At 75.2% G+C, this 15517-nt stretch carries 16 protein-coding genes; 7 read left to right on the forward strand and 9 right to left on the reverse strand.

Translation table 11 applies throughout. The features are described 5' to 3' along the window. Entirely contained in the window at positions 1–219 is a 219-nt protein-coding gene (locus IE305_RS27755; protein WP_190132534.1) for a hypothetical protein, read from the forward strand. Here the strand turns inward: IE305_RS27755 and IE305_RS27760 are convergent. After that, a complete protein-coding gene (locus tag IE305_RS27760) occupies positions 194–1381 on the reverse strand; it encodes an acyltransferase family protein (RefSeq protein ID WP_373311765.1) in 1188 nt (395 codons plus the stop codon). The genes IE305_RS27755 and IE305_RS27760 overlap by 26 nt on opposite strands. Further along, a complete protein-coding gene (locus IE305_RS27765) occupies positions 1374–2378 on the reverse strand; it encodes an alpha/beta hydrolase (protein WP_190132535.1) in 1005 nt (334 codons plus the stop codon). The genes IE305_RS27760 and IE305_RS27765 overlap by 8 nt, the downstream gene beginning before the upstream one ends. A gap of 445 nt (positions 2379–2823) precedes the next feature. On the opposite strand from IE305_RS27765, the gene IE305_RS27770 reads away from it, so the two are divergent. From IE305_RS27770 to IE305_RS27790, 5 genes are all read left to right on the forward strand, one after another. Beyond that, positions 2824–3975 carry a hypothetical protein gene (locus tag IE305_RS27770; protein ID WP_190132536.1) on the forward strand — a complete coding sequence of 384 codons (1152 nt, stop codon included), beginning with the start codon at positions 2824–2826 and terminating at the stop codon, positions 3973–3975. Between the two features lie 389 nt (positions 3976–4364). Further along, on the forward strand, positions 4365–6431 hold the full coding sequence (locus IE305_RS27775) for an RICIN domain-containing protein (protein ID WP_229891609.1): 2067 nt from the start codon (positions 4365–4367) through the stop codon (positions 6429–6431). Positions 6432–6434: 3 nt separating this feature from the next. Next, entirely contained in the window at positions 6435–7013 is a 579-nt protein-coding gene (locus IE305_RS27780) for a hypothetical protein (RefSeq protein ID WP_190132537.1), read from the forward strand. 60 nt (positions 7014–7073) lie between these two features. Beyond that, the gene (locus IE305_RS27785) at positions 7074–7934 is read left to right on the forward strand and encodes a papain-like cysteine protease family protein (protein ID WP_229891610.1); all 861 of its coding nucleotides are present in this window, start codon (positions 7074–7076) and stop codon (positions 7932–7934) included. 12 nt (positions 7935–7946) lie between these two features. Further along, positions 7947–8825, forward strand: coding sequence for a hypothetical protein (locus IE305_RS27790; protein ID WP_190132538.1), 879 nt, complete (start codon positions 7947–7949; stop codon positions 8823–8825). Between the two features lie 63 nt (positions 8826–8888). Here the strand turns inward: IE305_RS27790 and IE305_RS27795 are convergent, their stop codons facing one another. The 5 genes from IE305_RS27795 to IE305_RS27815 form a co-directional block, all read right to left on the reverse strand. Next, positions 8889–9125, reverse strand: coding sequence for a hypothetical protein (locus IE305_RS27795; RefSeq protein WP_190132539.1), 237 nt, complete (start codon positions 9123–9125; stop codon positions 8889–8891). 137 nt (positions 9126–9262) lie between these two features. Continuing rightward, positions 9263–10030 (reverse strand): response regulator transcription factor, encoded by a 768-nt coding sequence (locus IE305_RS27800; RefSeq protein WP_190132540.1) that lies wholly within the window; start codon positions 10028–10030, stop codon positions 9263–9265. A 233-nt stretch (positions 10031–10263) separates the two neighbouring features. Further along, positions 10264–10500 carry a hypothetical protein gene (locus IE305_RS27805; RefSeq protein ID WP_190132541.1) on the reverse strand — a complete coding sequence of 79 codons (237 nt, stop codon included), beginning with the start codon at positions 10498–10500 and terminating at the stop codon, positions 10264–10266. A gap of 63 nt (positions 10501–10563) precedes the next feature. After that, complete coding sequence (locus IE305_RS27810; RefSeq protein WP_190132542.1) at positions 10564–11415, reverse strand: NAD(P)H-binding protein; 852 nt, start codon at positions 11413–11415, stop codon at positions 10564–10566. 109 nt (positions 11416–11524) lie between these two features. Then, entirely contained in the window at positions 11525–12394 is an 870-nt protein-coding gene (locus IE305_RS27815) for a class I SAM-dependent methyltransferase (RefSeq protein ID WP_190132543.1), read from the reverse strand. Between the two features lie 183 nt (positions 12395–12577). Here IE305_RS27815 and IE305_RS27820 point away from each other — a divergent pair, with 183 nt between their 5' ends. After that, a complete protein-coding gene (locus IE305_RS27820) occupies positions 12578–13285 on the forward strand; it encodes a YoaK family protein (RefSeq protein ID WP_190132544.1) in 708 nt (235 codons plus the stop codon). A 12-nt stretch (positions 13286–13297) separates the two neighbouring features. Here the strand turns inward: IE305_RS27820 and IE305_RS27825 are convergent, their stop codons facing one another. Together IE305_RS27825 and IE305_RS27830 are read right to left on the reverse strand one after the other, a co-directional pair. After that, positions 13298–14137, reverse strand: coding sequence for a GNAT family N-acetyltransferase (locus tag IE305_RS27825; RefSeq protein ID WP_229891612.1), 840 nt, complete (start codon positions 14135–14137; stop codon positions 13298–13300). After that, a complete protein-coding gene (locus IE305_RS27830) occupies positions 14130–15482 on the reverse strand; it encodes a type III PLP-dependent enzyme domain-containing protein (RefSeq protein WP_190132545.1) in 1353 nt (450 codons plus the stop codon). The genes IE305_RS27825 and IE305_RS27830 overlap by 8 nt, the downstream gene beginning before the upstream one ends. Positions 15483–15517 lie beyond the last annotated feature (35 nt).

Here is a 15517-nt window from a genome sequence, read left to right on the forward strand (position 1 = left end):
ATGTGCGGCATCACCGGCCTCACGGCCGCGGCCGGTGACGCGGGGGCGCCGCTGGGCCCGTACCTCGACGGCGCCGCCGTCGCCCGGCTGACCGGCCGGACCACGGCCGGCAGCAGCCTGTCGGAGCTCGAGCGGATCCTCGTGGAGTCCACGGTCCGCCTGGACGCGTGGCTGCGCGCCTACGGCGTGGAGCTCACCGGAGTGGAGGGGGCGCGCTGACGCCTGCCCTTTGCACCGGCCGGCCGCGGGCGCCGGCGCGGTGCTGCTCGTGGTGGCGGAACGCGGTCCAGCACACGGCGAGGGCCAGGGCGAACAGGGGCATCCACGTCAGCCGGGCCGCGAGCCAGGCGGTGCCGTCCGGTGCGGTGTGCAGGCCGGGCAGCGGCCCCGCCCACAGCAGGCCGGCCGTGACGGCCATCAGCGCCGTCTGGTGCCACAGGAAGACGGTCATGGCGTAGCGGTTCACGAACGTCACGCCCGCCCACGCCGCCGGCCGGCGCAGCACGCGGCGCAGGGACGGCGCGAGCAGGAACGCCAGGCCGCACTGGGCCAGCCCGAAGGTGACGGCGGCGAGCGTGGGCGGGCTGAGGTTCGACACCGGGGCTCCCGGCACGCCCACCATGGCCGCGGGGTAGCCGCACCCGGCCACGAGCACGACGGTCGCCGCGGCGCCGCCCAGCAGCAGGGCCCACCCCGTGCGCCGGTCCGCCCCGAACGGCGACCGGGGCCGGGAGGCGCCGAGGGCGAACGGTACGAGCCAGCCCGCGGCGACGTTGACCCAGCCGAGCCAGGCGGGGCCGCCGAGCCCGAAGCGTACGGCGTCCACGGCGGCGACGGCGGCGAGCGGCCACAGCGGGTGGCACCGTGCCACCAGCGGCGTGGCGGCGGTCAGGGCGGCGAACACCAGCAGGAACCACAGGGGTGACAGGGCCAGTTTGAGCAACGTGTGCACGGTGGTGAGGTCGGCGCCGGAGGCGAGCATGCCGGCGGCGGCCACGGCCCACAGCACCAGCACGGCGGCGACCGGCCGGAACAGCCGTGCCAGGCGGGCCGCGAGCCACGGCCCGTACGCCGTGCCGCGGGCCCGCGCCGCCGCGTGGCCGCGTGCGGCGACATGCCCGCCGACGAGAAAGAACACGGCCAGCGACTGGAAGACCCAGGTGATGGGCGTGAGGCCGGGCAGGAACTGCAGCGGGCTTGCCGTGCGGACGGTACCGCCCTCGGCGACGAGGGCGGTGACCACCCAGTGGCCCAGCACCACGCCGGCGATGGCGGCGGCCCGCAGGGCGTCGACAGCACGGTCGCGGTCGCGGCCGGTGGGCGTGGTGGGGACGGCGCGGCGGGCGGGCGGCGTCCGCACGGGCAGGAGGACGTCAGTCACGGGTGGTGTCCTTCGGGGTGGCCGCGCGGTCGGTGCCGAGCACGATGCGGGCGAGGCTGTCCAGGGCCACGGACCCGGGCTTGAGGTAGTCGCTGTGGCCGCCCGGGCCCGCGGGGAAGACGCGGGCGCCGAAGCCGGCGGAGACGGGGTCGGCGCCGAAGCCGACCGTGGTGCCGGCGACGGTGACGTGGGTGTGCGGCACCCCGGCGATCCAGTCGTCCGCGCCGCGCCCGGCCCAGACGCGGGCGGTCGTGTGCAGGCCGGCCACCGAGTCGGCACCCGTGCCCGGGCTGCCGAAGACGGCGATGTCGGTGACCGCGCGGAGCCCGGGGGCGGCACGGCCGCAGACCACCGAGCCGTAGGAGTGGCAGAGCAGGGAGATGCCCGCCCGCGGGTTGAGGCCGTGCAGCTGCTGCACGAACCGGGTGAGCGGGCCGGCCGCCTCGTCGGCGCGCCCGGTGGTGGCGACCTCGGTGCTGACGGTGCCCGGGGTGTCGTAGCCGAGCCAGGCGACGACGGCCGTGCCCGGTCCGAGCCGGTCGTGCAGCGCCACGGCGCCGGCGCGGAACCGCTCGTAGGTGTCCAGCGTGGTGTCCGACCCGGGCACGAGGACGGCGACGCGCCGCGCCGTGGCCAGGTCGCCGAGCACCTCGGTGACGCGGCCGCCGCCGCGGGCGTCGAAGTCCAGCAGCCGGCGGCCGGGGTCCGCCAGGGCCCGCAGGTGGTCCGCGCGGTGCCGGTCGCCGTGCGCCTCGGCCATGCCGGCGGCCCGCGCGGCGTTGGCGCGGTGGGCGTCGTACCGCTCCTGCGGGCCGGCGCCGGCCGGGAGCGCGGCGGGGGCCGGCGCGGGCACGGCGGGCCGGGCGGCGGCCGACACGGGGACGACCACGGCGGCCGCGACGAGCAGCGCGAGGACGGTCCGCCCCGATCTCCGGGGCCGGCGACGGGGGCCTTCCGCTTCGTCCGCCTGCGCTGCCGTGCCCTGATTCCCCGTCACCGGTCATTCCTCTCGTCGCCCTTGGTGTGCTGTGCGTTGCGGGGCGTTTCCGCCCGGCGGGGAGGACGTTAAGGAGGGGGCTGTCCGGCCGGCGTCACCCCGCAGCGCCAAAGGCGGGGTAGCACCCAGGTATGACCGGTATGACGAACGGTAGGTTGTGCGCATGGGACTACCCACCGTCACGGCACGGGCACGTATGCACATTCTCACGGGGCTCACGACGAATCCGGCCGCGCCGGAGCACGTGCTGATCCGGCTCGCAAAAGCACCGTGGGCGGCGCGGCATCTCGCCTGGCGGCGGGAGAGCATCCCGGAGGAACTCGGCGCGGTATTGGCGGCTTCGGACGACGAAGAAGTCGCTCACGCCCTCGCGAGCATGCCTTCTCTTCCCCTTTCCCTGCGGACGCGGTTCGCCGCCGATCCCGATCCGGAGATACGTGCTGCCGTGGCTGGGCGTCTCACCGGCGGCGAGCTGCTGGAGCGCCTCGCGGCCGACCCGGACGCGACGGTCCGCACCGCCGTCGCCGGCAACGCCGGGACGCCGGACCGGCTGCGCACCCGGCTGGCCACCGACCCGGCGGCCACGGTACGGACCGCCCTGGCCAAGGCGTGGCGGACACCGCCCGCGGCCGTGCACCGCGCCCTGCTCACGGACGACGACCCCACCGTGCGGGCCGCGGCCTGCTCGGACGACCACCCGGTGCCGCCCGCCGACCTGCACGCCGCGCTGCTCGACGACCCGCGCACACGGCGGTACGTGGCGCCCCGCGCCGCCCTCACTCCGGAACTGGCCGAGCGCCTGGCCCGGGACCCGGACCAGGAGGTGAGGGCGGAGCTCGCCCGCAACCCCGGGCTGCCCGGTGCGGCCCTGGACCTCCTGGTGGCGGACCACGACTTCGGAGTGCGGTACACGCTCCTGGTCTCGCCCCGCATCTCCCACGACCTCCGCTCGCGGCTCCACGAGGAGGTGGTGACCGGGGCCGAGGAGGGCGACGACGAGTGGGACATCGCCGCGACGCTCCTCCCCCTCGCATGGACGGGCCGCGACCTGGCCTGGGTGCGGACCGCGCCGCTCGAGGAGCGGCTGGGCCTCCTGGGCTCCGCGATGCCGTTCCTGCGGTACGCGGTGGCCGCGCAGGCCCGGGAGCTGCCCGGCCCGGTGGTGGCCCGGCTGCTGGCCGACCCGGACCCGCAGGTCCAGCGGCTCACCGCCCGCTCGGCCGGGTCCGTTCCGCCGGAGGAGCTGGAGCGCGTCGTCGTGGACCACGGTGACCTGCGCAAGACCGCGCCGGGCATCATGGCGCGCCCGGACTTCCCCACGGACGCCTTCGTGCGCTTCGCGACATCGGGGAACGACCGGCTGCGCGCCGCGGCGGCGGCACGGCCCGGCCTGCCGGCCGGGCTCCTGCGGATGCTCGCGGCCGATCCCGCGACCCGGGTGCGTGCCGGGGCGGCCGGCAACCCCGGCCTGCCGCTCGACTGCCTCGCCGCCCTGCTCACCGACGAGGACCCGGACATCGCCGAGGAGGCGGGCACGTCGGCCGTGCTTCCGGTCGCGTGGATGGAGGAGCTGCTCACCGCCGAGGGGCTGTCATAAGTGCGCCTTAACGCTTCCTTAAGGAATTCCAGGGCTTGGTGATCATGCGTGACAGCAAGGCCACGCAGTGCCATTGCACACAAGCGGACTCCTTTATTCCGAGATAACGATCTCGCCAAGTGAAGCCCAAGAAAAGCAGAGCGAGTTGGATCAGACCATTGTCAACTGCTCGGTAACTCAACGTAATGCAGAACCAGTTGGCAATTGCTCCGCGACCCCTTCCATTAATCCTTGGCCCCTACAGCCGATTTCCCGTCGATTCACGACTGTCTGACGACGCGTCCGTTCTGGCACACTTCCCGCCACCCACCAACTCCCCCCACAGGAAATGAGGAGTGGCTTTGCCTGGTCGCAGAAGACAGGTGCAGCAACGACGGCGAAAACGCGGCATGTTCATCGCCGCCGTGGCCGTCACGGCCGGTGCGCTCACGGGCGCGGCGGCACTCGGCGGGGTCTTCGACTCCGGGGCGGCACGGCCGGAGGCCGTCACCGCGCAGACGGCCGCCGCCGGCCCGGCGGCGGCCCCCGCGCACGACCGCACGCCGGACCCGGTGGCCCGAATACCCTCCGAGGACCGTGCGCACGGCATGGTCTACCGGGGGCTGAGCCCGGCGCCGAAGGGCGACCGCTGCGCGGGTGTGCTGCGGACCGCCGACGGCCGGTGCACCCACGGCCCCGACAAGCCGCCCAAGGGCGTGGACATCGCCAAGGACACCTCGCCCGTCGTCAAGTCCGCGGCCACCGCCGCGACTCCCGGCGACACGCCCGACGACGCGCCGTCCACCGCGCCGGCCACCGGTGACGCGAGCGGTGACGCCAACGGTGACGCGAAGCCCGCGCCCGGCCGGCCGGCCTCCGGGCCCGCCGTCCCGGTGGACGCCCGCGCCGCCGGCACCGCCGCCGCGAAGAACCCGCCGGCCGCACCCGCGTCGCCCCGGCCCGGCCCCACGGGCGGCGGCAAGGCCGCACCGGCCGGCCAGGCGGTGCAGTGCGACGGCGACGGCAGCACCGGCAACCGCGTCCAGGTGGTCTACGTGCACGGCCCCGGCAACGACCGGTACGCCCAGTACCTGCCGTCGTTCCGCGCCTGGGCCGCCGACGCCGACACCATCTACTTCGCCAGCGCGCAGGAGACCGGCGGCGTACGGCACATCCGGTTCGTGACCGGCGCCGACTGCACGCCGACCGTGATCAACGTGGAGGTGCCCGACCAGGCCCTGGCGGAGTTCGGCGCCATGAACACGGCGCTGGCGGCGAAGGGCTTCGACCGGCGCGACCGCAAGTACATGGTCTTCGCGGACGCCAAGGTGTACTGCGGCATCGGCACCTTCAACGGCGACGAGCGCCCCGACTCGAGCAACCTCAGCAACTTCGGCCCGTCCTACGGCCGTACGGACGCGGGGTGCTGGGGCGGTTCGACGGCCGCGCACGAGCTGGGGCACAACCTCGGCGCCGTGAACAACAGCGCGCCCAACAGCAGCCGCGCCGCGCACTGCACCGACGAGTGGGACGTCATGTGCTACTCCGACGCGCCGTACTACCCCGCGATGCGCACGGTCTGCCCGGAGCGCGGCCACGACGAGCGCCTGGACTGCCGGCACGACGACTACTACAACACCAGTCCGTCGCCCGGCAGTTACCTCGCCACCCACTGGAACGTGGCCGACAACCAGTTCCTCATGAAGGGCAACGGCACCGGGCCCGACACCGGCCCCTCGCCCTCGCCCACCCCGCGCCCGACCGGCAGCACCGGACCGACGCCCTCGACCGGGCCCGTACCGGTGGTCGGACAGCTCACGTCCGACACGGCCGTCGTCAGCTGGCCCGCCGTGCCCAACGCGGCCTGGTACCAGCTGCTCCTGGACGGCAAGTACCTGGCGTGGGTCCAGGGCACCTCGGCCCGCATCTACAACCTGCGGCCGGACACCGCCTACACCGTCGCCGTCGCCGTCCGCGACAGCGCCGGCCACGACGCGCGGCCCGGCCGGGCCGTGTCGTTCCGCACGCCCGCCGTGGGCGTCACCACCACGCCCGGCGCCCGGTACACGCTGACCAACGGCACCACCGGGCTGGCCGCCGCGGTCTGGGGCGGCAGGACGGCGGACGGCACGGTGCTGGTCGGCGACCAGCCCAACGGCCTGACGCTCCAGCAGTGGTACGCCGACGACGCCGGCGGCGGCCACGTGCGGCTGCGCTCGGCCGTGTCGGGCAAGTGCCTCCAGCCCGGCGGCACGCCCCGGGCCGGCCAGTGGGTCGCCCAGCAGCCCTGTTCCGGCAGCAGCACCGCCCAGCAGTGGCGGCTCGACCGGTCCGGCGACGGCCTGCGGCTGACCGCCGGTGACGGCCGGCTGGTGCTGGGCGTCGGCAACCGCCCGTACTACGGGGCCTGGCTGCTCGAGCTCCAGGACTCCGACAGCTCGGGCCGGCAGCTCTGGACCCTGCAGAAGGCGTCCTGAGCCGTGTCCCACCGCCGCACCACCACTGTGACGGCCGCCGCCGTCCTCGCGGGCCTGCTCGTCCTGGGGCCCGCGACGACGGCACGGGCCCACGGCGACAGCATCCGGCTGACCGTCGGCGTCTCCGCCGGCCACCCGGTCACCTCGGCGACCTGGGAGAACGACGGCGACCCCGTGGACGAGGACGTTGCGGGCACCGTCACCGCGACGGCCACGGACGGGACGACGCTCGGCCCCTGGCGGTTCGTCAAGGTGCCCGGCAAGCCGGGCACCTTCACCACCGCCGAGGCCCTGCCCGCCGGCAGCTGGACGATCACGGCGCAGACCGCGTTCCCCGCGCTCGGCCGCGCCGAGTCGCGGGCCGAGGTCACCGCCGCGTCCCCGGCCGCACCCGCGGCCCGGGACGCGGCCGGGCCGGCCGCCGGGCCGGCCGCCGCACCGTCGGCGGCTCCCCGGGCCGCCGCCTCCTCCGGCGGCGGAACGGGGCCGGGCGCGGTGACCCTCGGCGTCACCGCCGCGGCCCTCGCCCTGGCGGGCGGCTGCGCGGCCCTGTGGCTGCGCCGCCGCGCCCGCCGCTCCTGATCAGCACTCCTGACCAGCACATCGGCACCACGAACCTCTTCACGTTTCGAGGAACCCCCCATGCACAAACTCCGCATCCGCAGAAAGGTCCGCGGCACCGCCCGCGGACGCACGGTCCGCTCCGCGGTCGTCGCCGCCCTCTCCGGCGGGCTGCTGCTGGCCTTCGGCCCGCAGGCGCAGGCCGCCGTCACCGGCACCGTCACCGGCGGACAGGGCAACTTCAGCACCGTCAACCAGCGGGCGCTGCCCTCGCTGTCCGCGAACGTCACCGGCACCTCGCCCGTCGGCGACCACATCCCCATGGTGTGCCGGACCACCGGCGACGTGGTCGAGAACAACTCGCGCTGGATATGGTCGGGCGCGTACTACATCGCCGACGCCTTCGTCCGGGAGGACACCGGCGGCCTGCCGGTGTGCACCACGACGCGGCCCAGCGGGTGGACGGCCCTCAACATCGGCATGCAGAAGCAGGTCCGCGACCAGTGGTGCTGGGACGCCTCCGGCCTGACCATCGCCAACTACTGGGGCTACACGCAGTACAACCAGTACGACTTCTGCCGCCTGGCCGCCCAGGGCAACAGCGGGCTGGACTGCAACAACCGGCCCGCCACGCTCGGCGACATGGCCAACGGCCTCCGGAACATGGGCTTCCGCAACAGCGGCACCGACCTGTGGCGCAACGCGTCCTTCGGCGAGACGCAGAACGAGATCGCCAACGGCCGGCCGTTCGCGGTCCGCATCGGCTGGACCTCCGGCGGCGGCCACATGAACGTCATCTACGGCTACGACAGCTCCAGCAACATGGTCGCCGTCGGCGACCCGTGGCCCAGCACCCAGACCTACACGTGGTGGAACTACTCCACCTACACCGGGAACTCCTCCTTCCGGTGGACCCACTCGCGCATCGGCATCCACGGCTAGGAGACGACCGCCATGTCCCGTTCCCTCACCCGGCGCGCCGCCGCCGTGCTCGCGGCCGCCGCTGCCGTCACCCTCTGCGGAACCGTTTCCGCGCAGGCCGACACCCCCACCGCCCCCGCCTCGGCGGACTACGCCGCCGCCCGGCAGGTGCTGGGCTCCGACCAGGTCCGCACCACCGTCGGACGGTTCCTGACCGCCGCCGGGAACCAGGCCGCGCCCGGCACCGACGGCGGCACGTCCGGTGGCGCCCGGCGCGGCATCGCCCAGACGCCGCAGTCGCCGCAGACGCCGCCGCGGTTCGACGTCAAGCAGCCCGTGCCGATGTACGAGCTCGCGCCCGGCTTCGTCACCGGCAAGGCCCGCCCCACGGCGGACGGCGCGCTGCGGCTGTCGTACCTCGCCGCCCGCGTCTCGGCCGCCGACGGCCACCAGGCCGCCGTACTCCTGGCACCGGGCGGCTCCGGCGGCTCCTGGCAGCTGGCCGGCATCCGTGACGGCGAGGCGGACATCAGCGCCGCCGAGCGCGGCACCGAGCAGGCCCGGACGTTCCTGGAGCCGCAGATCCACGCCTGGTACCGGCTGACCGGCGCGGGCGCGGTGGAGCCCCTCAACAAGGAGGCGTCCACCGCCCTCCAGGGCAGGAAGACCGTCAGCCTGGCCGCCTACCAGCAGCTCGTGACCAAGCGCTACGGCGACAAGCAGCCCGGCTCGGCCTACGACCGCAAGGGCATGGCCGGCGGCTACGCCCTGCCCGAGGACGGCACCAAGGCCACGGCCGCCGCCCCGGCCCGCGAGGCGGACTCCTGGCTCCCGGCCGCGTCCGCCGCGGCAGCCGTCGCCCTCCCGGGCGCGGCGGCGGTGGCCTTCCTCCGCCGCCGCCGGGCGGCCTGACGGGCTCCACACGAACGGCGGCCCGGCACCCCTGCACGAGGGGTGCCGGGCCGCCGTGCGTGGTCACTGGCCGTGCCGGCCGCTGTAGAGCAGGAGGAGGACGAGGACGAGCCCGGCGAGGATTGCTCCGCTGCCGGGCCAGGGTTTGGACTCGTTCGCCTGGATGCCGTCGCCGTCGGGGGCGCCGCCGCCGTGCACCTCGCTGCGGTGTCGTTCGCGCTCCTGCTCGGCCTGTCGCCGGTTGGCCACCTCCTCCCAGGTGATGCCGCAGGCTGCGCACCGGTAGCGGTAGCTGGACATGTCGTTCTCCTCCGGGGTGTCCCGGGCCGGGGTAGGGCCGCGAATCCGTAGGGCTCCCGAACCCTAGTGCGGGCCCGGCGGGCCGGGAGGGCGCTCGGAGGAGAGTTCCCTCCTTCGAGGGAGGAAGGGTGACGGTGTCACGGTGCGCCCGCCGGCGCGGCGGGCTTGATCAGGTAGCCCGCGCCGCGCCGGGTGTGGATCATCGGCGGGCGGCCCGCGTCGATCTTGCGGCGGAGGTAGGAGATGTAGAGCTCGACGACGTTGGCCCGGCCGCCGAAGTCGTAGGACCACACCCGGTCGAGGATCTGCGGCTTGCTGAGGACGCGGCACGGGTTGCGCATGAGGAAGCGCAGCAGCTCGAACTCCGTGGCGGTGAGACGGATCCCGGTGCCGCCGCGGCGGACCTCGTGACTGTCCTCGTCGAGGACGAGGTCGCCGACGGTGAGCACGGAGTCGGCGCGCACGGCGGCGACGGCGCGGGACCGGCGCAGCAGCCCGCGCAGCCGGGCCACGGCCTCCTCCAGGCCGAAGGGCTTGGTGACGTGGTCGTCGCCGCCGGCGGTGAGTCCGGCCACGCGGTCCTGGGCGGAGCCCCTGCCGCAGTCCCTGGCGGTGAGGAACAGCGCGGGCAGGCCCGGGTGGTGCTGCCGGAGCCGGCCGAGCACCGCCAGGCCGTCCGCGTCGGGCAGCGTCGTGCCGAGCACCACGGCGTGGGGCCGCAGCGCGCGGGCGGCCCGCACGGCCGCGGCACCGTCGGCGGCGGTGCGGGCCTCCCAGCCCTCGTGGCGCAGGGCGACGGCGAGCAGCTCGGCGAGCGACGGCTCGTCGTCGACGACGAGGATGCGTACGGGAGTTCCGTCGTCGTGCAGCAGCGGTGAGCGCCCGGCGGGCGCGGCGGTGGTCATGGTGGACGATCGTGGCGGCGGCGGGTGAGAGTCTCCTCTCAGGATTCTGTGAAAACGCTGAGAATTCCGGTGGCTGCGGGCCCGGTCAGTAGTGCCCGGGGCCGTTGGCGTCCGGGCAGACGACGACGCTGCCGTCGTCCTGCGCGATGAGTCCGCTGCCGCCGCACTTCGCACACGGTTGCTGGTTGCCCACGGTGCCCCTCCTGTCGTGTCCGGTCGTGCCCTGTCATGTCCTAGCGCGGGATGGTGAACGTGTGCTCGCATCCCTCGTACGTGAGCTCGCCCCCCTCGAGCGTGCCCGGCTTCAGCAGCACCGACGCACCCAGGCGCCCGCAGTCCGGGCATGCGGGGAATCCCGTCCGGACCGGTACGCACACGGGAACGCCGGAGGTTCCGCACAGCTTGATGCCGTAGTCGGTGATCGCTGCACGGATGCGGGCCAGGTGGGTTTCGCTCAACGTCGGCTGCATGGATCTATGACACCACTTCTCCGGCCCGGGCCGGGCGGCGAACACGAAGGTGACTCCCGCCTCTCAGCGGAAGGCGGCGGCGTGCTCGCGCGCCCACTCCTCGAACGTGCGGGCCGGGACACCGGTGAGCTCCCGGACCGTGTCCCGCACCGCGAGCAGCTCCTCGTTGACGTCACCGCCCATCAGGTCGAGCACGTCGGCGGCGGTCGCGTCGCCGAGGACGGCGGCGAGGTCGCGGTGGGCCTCCTCCCGGCTGATCTCGGTGAAGGTCACCTCCCGGCCCAGGGCAGCGGCCAGGGCCGCGGCCTGGCGCCGGGGCGTGACGGTCTCCGGGCCGGTCAGCGCGTACGTCCGGCCCCGGTGGCCGGGGCCGGTGAGCACGACCCGGGCCACGGCGGCGATGTCGGCCGGGTCGATGACGGGCAGTCCGGTGTCGGCGAAGGGGGCGCGGACCGTGCCGTGTTCGCGGACCGACGGCGCCCACCACAGGGTGTTCGAGGCGAACTGGGTGGGCCGCAGGATCGTCCAGTCCATGCCGCTGTCCCGCACCGCCCGTTCGGCGGCGTGGATCGACGCGTAGCACGCCAGGTGCGGGTGCGTCTGCACGGCGATGCTGGAGACGAGCACCACGTGGTCGACGCCCGCCTCGCGGGCGGCGGTCAGCACGCCGTCCTCGGCGGCGGAGCCGGCCGCGGTGCTCGTGCCGGACAGGAGCACCATGGCGCGGACGCCCTTGAGCGCGGCGTGCAGGGTGTCCGGCCGGGTCAGGTCGCCCTCGACGGCCTCGACGCCGGCGGGGAAGGAGGCCCGGGCCGGGTTGCGGGTCAGGCCGCGGACGGGGCCGGCACCGTGTGCGTGCAGCTGCCGCAGCAGAGCGCTCCCGATGTTGCCGGTCGCGCCGGTCACGAGGATCATCGTCACTCTTCCTGTCATGGGTCGGGACGTGCAGGATCACCGCGGGGCACGCTAGGACCTCGACCGCGGTTGAGGTCAAGGGCCGGGGTCACGGGCGGGTCACGGCCCGTCAGTCGCGCGGGCGGCGGGCGAAGTGCACGGTCCGCGCGGTGAGCAGGAACAGGTCGGGCCGGCGGTCGACGCCCTCGGGGCTGTCCGGGTCCAGCAGGCGGTCCAGCGCGGCCAGGTCGTCCTGGTCCAGCAGCCCGTCGAGGACCGTGCGGTACCGCTCCAGCATCCGGCGCACGGACGCGCGCGGGCCCTCCGCGAGCGGTGCCGGGTGGTCGACGAGGAAGGACGCGCTGTGCGCGTCGGTGAGGCCGGCGGCGCGCAGCATGGCCGGCCAGTCCTCGACCGCCGCGACCGTTCCCGGCAGTTCGGCCCGCATCCGCTCGAACCGCTCCGCCCGCGCCGCGTCCAGGCGTTCCTGGAGCCCGGGCCGGCCGGTGCCGGCGTCGCGCGGCAGGAAGCGCACGGGCAGGCCGCCCTCGGTGACGGCCAGGACGCCGCCGGGGGCGACCAGCCCCGCCAGCCGCTTCAGGCCGCCCTGCTGGTCACCGAGGTGATGGACGACGTTCGCCGCCCACACCAGGTCCGCCTCGCCCAGCCCGCCGAGGTCCTCGGGGAAGCCGGCGGTGCGCGTCCGCAGCCGGACGCCCAGCCGGCGGGCCCGCGCCTCGGCCCGCGCGAGCAGCTCCGGCTCCCCGTCCACGGCCACCACCTCGGCCTGCGGGAACCGCTCGGCCAGCAGGCAGGCGGCCACGCCGGGGCCGCTGCCGACGTCGAGGACGCGCCGCGGCGCCGGGCCGTCCAGCCGCGCCAGGGCGTCGCGCACGTACGAGGCGTGGGTCTCCGCCTCGTTCTCCAGCAGGTCGGCCATCGCCGCCCAGTCGAAGTCGTCGGTTCCGTGATCGTGGGTGCCATGGGTGCCGTGGGTCATCGTCGTTCCTCCAGCGGTACGGGGTCGTGTCGGGCGTGGCACCGACCGTGCCCGCTCCAGGCCGCCTTGGCAAAGATTCTTGCTGTTTCTGCAAAGAACTGGCGGTCCGCAGGGTGAACGCATGCACGGTGCGTGCCCGTCCGCGGTAGGAATCGCGAGGGGACCGGGAGACGAGGAGGCGCCGTGAAACCCGAGGCCGGCGGCGGGCTGACGGCGGCGATGGTCGCGCTCACGGTCACCACGGGCGTGGTGGAGGCCGTCAGCTTCCTGGTGCTGGGGCCGGTGTTCACGGCGGTGCAGACCGGCAACCTGCTCCTCCTCGGCTTCGCGTTCGCCGGGGAGGGCGGCCTGTCGCCGGCGGCCTCGGCGGCCTCCCTCGGCGGGTTCGTGCTGGGCGCGCTGCTGGGCGCCCGCTTCGAGTCGGAGGAGGACGTGCGGGGGCACCGCTGGTTCGTGTCCGGGCTGCTGTGCGAGGCGGCGCTCCTGGGCGGAGCGGCGGCCGTGGCCTGGGGCCGCGTCGAGCAGCACGGCGGTCCGCTCACCACGGCGCAGTACGCCGTCACGGCGACGGTGGCGGCGGCCATGGGCATGCGCAACGTCACCACGCTGCGGGCCGGCGTGCCGGGCATGCCCACCACGGTGGCCACCCGGGCGCTGACGGGTCTCCTCGGCAGCGCGCCCACGGCGCTGGACACCCGTATCCCGGCGGGCCGGGCCAACCAGCTGCACCGCGCCGCGTCGGTCGTGGGCATGTTCGGCGGCGGTCTGCTGGGCGCGTTGCTGCTGCACGCGGCCGTCCGCCCGGCCGTGGTCCTGCTGGCGGTGGCCGCGGCGGTCCTGCTCGTCGCCGCGGCCTACGGCTGCGTCCCCCGGCGGACGGACGTGACATGACGTGACGTGCGGTCAGATGTCGATCGTCGTGTCGAGCGGTTTGCTCATGAACAGCGCCGTCTCGCCCTCGCTCGGCGTGCCGCGGTAGTGGGTGGTGTCCAGGCCGCACAGCGCGAACCCGAGGCGCTGGTAGGCACGGATCGCGGGCACGTTGACGTTGGTCACCTCCAGCCAGGCCGTCCGGGCGCCGTGGCGGCGCCCGTGGGCGAGGGCCCGCCGCAGCAGTGCGCCGCCGATGCCCTGCCCGCGGTGGCCGGGGGCCACCGCGATCTCGTGGACGACCAGGCGGCGGTTCCACTCCTCCACGCCGGCGGCCACGAAACCGCAGACGGTGCCGTCCGCCACCGCGACCTCCACGTGGCGGCCCGGGGCCAGGAGGTCCTCGCCGTCGCCGTCGTCTGCGGGGAACGTCTTGACCAGCGGCGGGTCCACCGCGGTGGGCCGCAGCACGAAGGCGTGGCCGTCCGCGACCACCTCGTAGACCGTGTCGGTGGTGAACGCGTCGTCGATCGCCTCGATCTGCGCGCGGTCGCCCGGTTCCGCCGGCCGGTACTCGATGCGCCGTTCCGTCCCCATCGCCACTCCCCCACCGGCCGTGTCGTCGTTCCCGTGCCCCGAGCATAAGCAGGGGCGCCGGCCGCCGGTGCCGCCGCCCGGCGGCGGGGTCAGCACGCGGCCCGCCATGTTCGCCGCCGCCAGACCCAGTTGCACCACCGTGCCCGGGTCGGTGTCCCCGTCCACCGCCGCCCAGCCCGCCACCGCGGCGCAGGCCGCGGCCAGCGCCACCACGACGGACCGCCGTGCGCGCCCGGCCGCCCGCGGGCCCGGCCGTACGCCCATCACCTCAGTCACCGCTCTGCGCCACGACCTGCTCCAGCGTCTGGGCCGGCCGCAACAGGCTGAACCGCACGGCGCCGGCCGGGTCGACGCGGAAGCCGTGCACCGCCGGGTCGGGGAAGCTGTTGTAGTGGAAGGGCGTGGAGAAGTAGTAGGCGCCCGTGTCGAGCAGCGCGACGATGTCGCCCTGTTCCAGCAGGGGCAGCGGGTGGGCGTGCGCCACGAGGTCCCCGGCGAAGCAGCAGGGGCCCGCGACGTCCTGCGGCACGGGCTCGCCGTGCTTGGCCGTGCCCGTGGGCCCGTACGCGGCGATCCGCAGCGGCCACGTCCCGGGCAGGAACACGGTCCGTACGGCGACCTGGGCGCCGGCGTGCGTGATGGCGACGCGGCGGCCGCCGGCCGTCTTGGTGTACTCGACGTACGCGGCGGTGAAGCCGTTCTTCGCCAGCAGCGCGCGGCCGAACTCCGTGACGACCTCGTACTCCCCGCCGAACAGGTCCGGGGCGCGGTCGCGCAGCCGGGCGGCGTACGCGGCGAAGCCGGGCCGTACGGTGTCGCCGGTGAAGTCCACCGGCAGGCCGCCGCCGATGTCGATGCCGGTGACCTGGCGCCGGCCGAGCGCGGCATTGACCTGCCCGGCGAACTCCACCGCCTTCGCGACGCCCTCGGCGATGAGGTCCAGGGGGCAGCCCTGCGAGCCGACGTGGGCGTGCACCCGGGTGAGCCAGGGGCGGTCCCGGTAGGCGCGCAGCAGCCGGTCGCGGTTGCCGTCGTCCTCCAGGGCGATGCCGAACTTCGAGGTGGCGGTGGCGGTGCTCAGAGCGGCGATGGCGCCCCCGCCGACCTGCGGGTTGACGCGCACCCCGATGCGCGAGGCGGACGGGCGGGCCGCCAGGACGGCGTCGACGCGGGCGAGCTCCTGGAAGTTGTCCACGTTGACGGCGACGCCGAGGGCCAGGGCCTGCTCGAGGTCGGCGCGGGTCCTGGCCGGGGAGTCGAAGACGATCCGGCCGGCCGGGAAGCCGGCGGCCCGGGCCTGGGCGAGCTCGCCGGGGCTGGCCACCTCGCAGCCCATGCCCAGCTCGCGCAGCGCCCGCAACACCGGGACCAGGCAGTTGGCCTTGGCGGCGAACGTGTGCAGGACGGGGACGTCCGCGGGGAAGGCCGCGCGCAGGGCGGCGACGCTCGCGGCCACCCCGTCGAGGTCGACGAAGCCCGCGAGCACCGCCCGCTCGGGGTCGAGGAGCCCCTGCCGCACCGCGGCGCGCACGATCCGCTCACGCCGCTCGGCCGGCGCCTCACCCGCCGTGTCCTCGCCGAGGAGTCCCGTTGCCCGTCCGTCCGCCCGGTAGCCGGTCATGCCGCACCATCCCCGTGGTCGTCGCTCGCGTCCGG

Source organism: Streptomyces mashuensis (genome assembly GCF_014654785.1).
GTDB lineage: Bacteria > Actinomycetota > Actinomycetes > Streptomycetales > Streptomycetaceae > Streptomyces > Streptomyces mashuensis.

What these genes read in the sequence shown, in the direction of transcription:
- IE305_RS27755 (WP_190132534.1), top strand. Translation starts at nt 1, where the DNA reads ATGTGCGGCATCACCGGCCTCACGGCCGCGGCCGGTGACGCGGGGGCG.
- IE305_RS27775 (WP_229891609.1), top strand. Translation starts at nt 4,365, where the DNA reads ATGTTCATCGCCGCCGTGGCCGTCACGGCCGGTGCGCTCACGGGCGCG.
- IE305_RS27785 (WP_229891610.1), top strand. Translation starts at nt 7,074, where the DNA reads ATGCACAAACTCCGCATCCGCAGAAAGGTCCGCGGCACCGCCCGCGGA.
- IE305_RS27790 (WP_190132538.1), top strand. Translation starts at nt 7,947, where the DNA reads ATGTCCCGTTCCCTCACCCGGCGCGCCGCCGCCGTGCTCGCGGCCGCC.
- IE305_RS27795 (WP_190132539.1), bottom strand. Translation starts at nt 9,125, where the DNA reads ATGTCCAGCTACCGCTACCGGTGCGCAGCCTGCGGCATCACCTGGGAG.
- IE305_RS27800 (WP_190132540.1), bottom strand. Translation starts at nt 10,030, where the DNA reads ATGACCACCGCCGCGCCCGCCGGGCGCTCACCGCTGCTGCACGACGAC.
- IE305_RS27805 (WP_190132541.1), bottom strand. Translation starts at nt 10,500, where the DNA reads ATGCAGCCGACGTTGAGCGAAACCCACCTGGCCCGCATCCGTGCAGCG.
- IE305_RS27810 (WP_190132542.1), bottom strand. Translation starts at nt 11,415, where the DNA reads ATGATCCTCGTGACCGGCGCGACCGGCAACATCGGGAGCGCTCTGCTG.
- IE305_RS27815 (WP_190132543.1), bottom strand. Translation starts at nt 12,394, where the DNA reads ATGACCCACGGCACCCATGGCACCCACGATCACGGAACCGACGACTTC.
- IE305_RS27830 (WP_190132545.1), bottom strand. Translation starts at nt 15,482, where the DNA reads ATGACCGGCTACCGGGCGGACGGACGGGCAACGGGACTCCTCGGCGAG.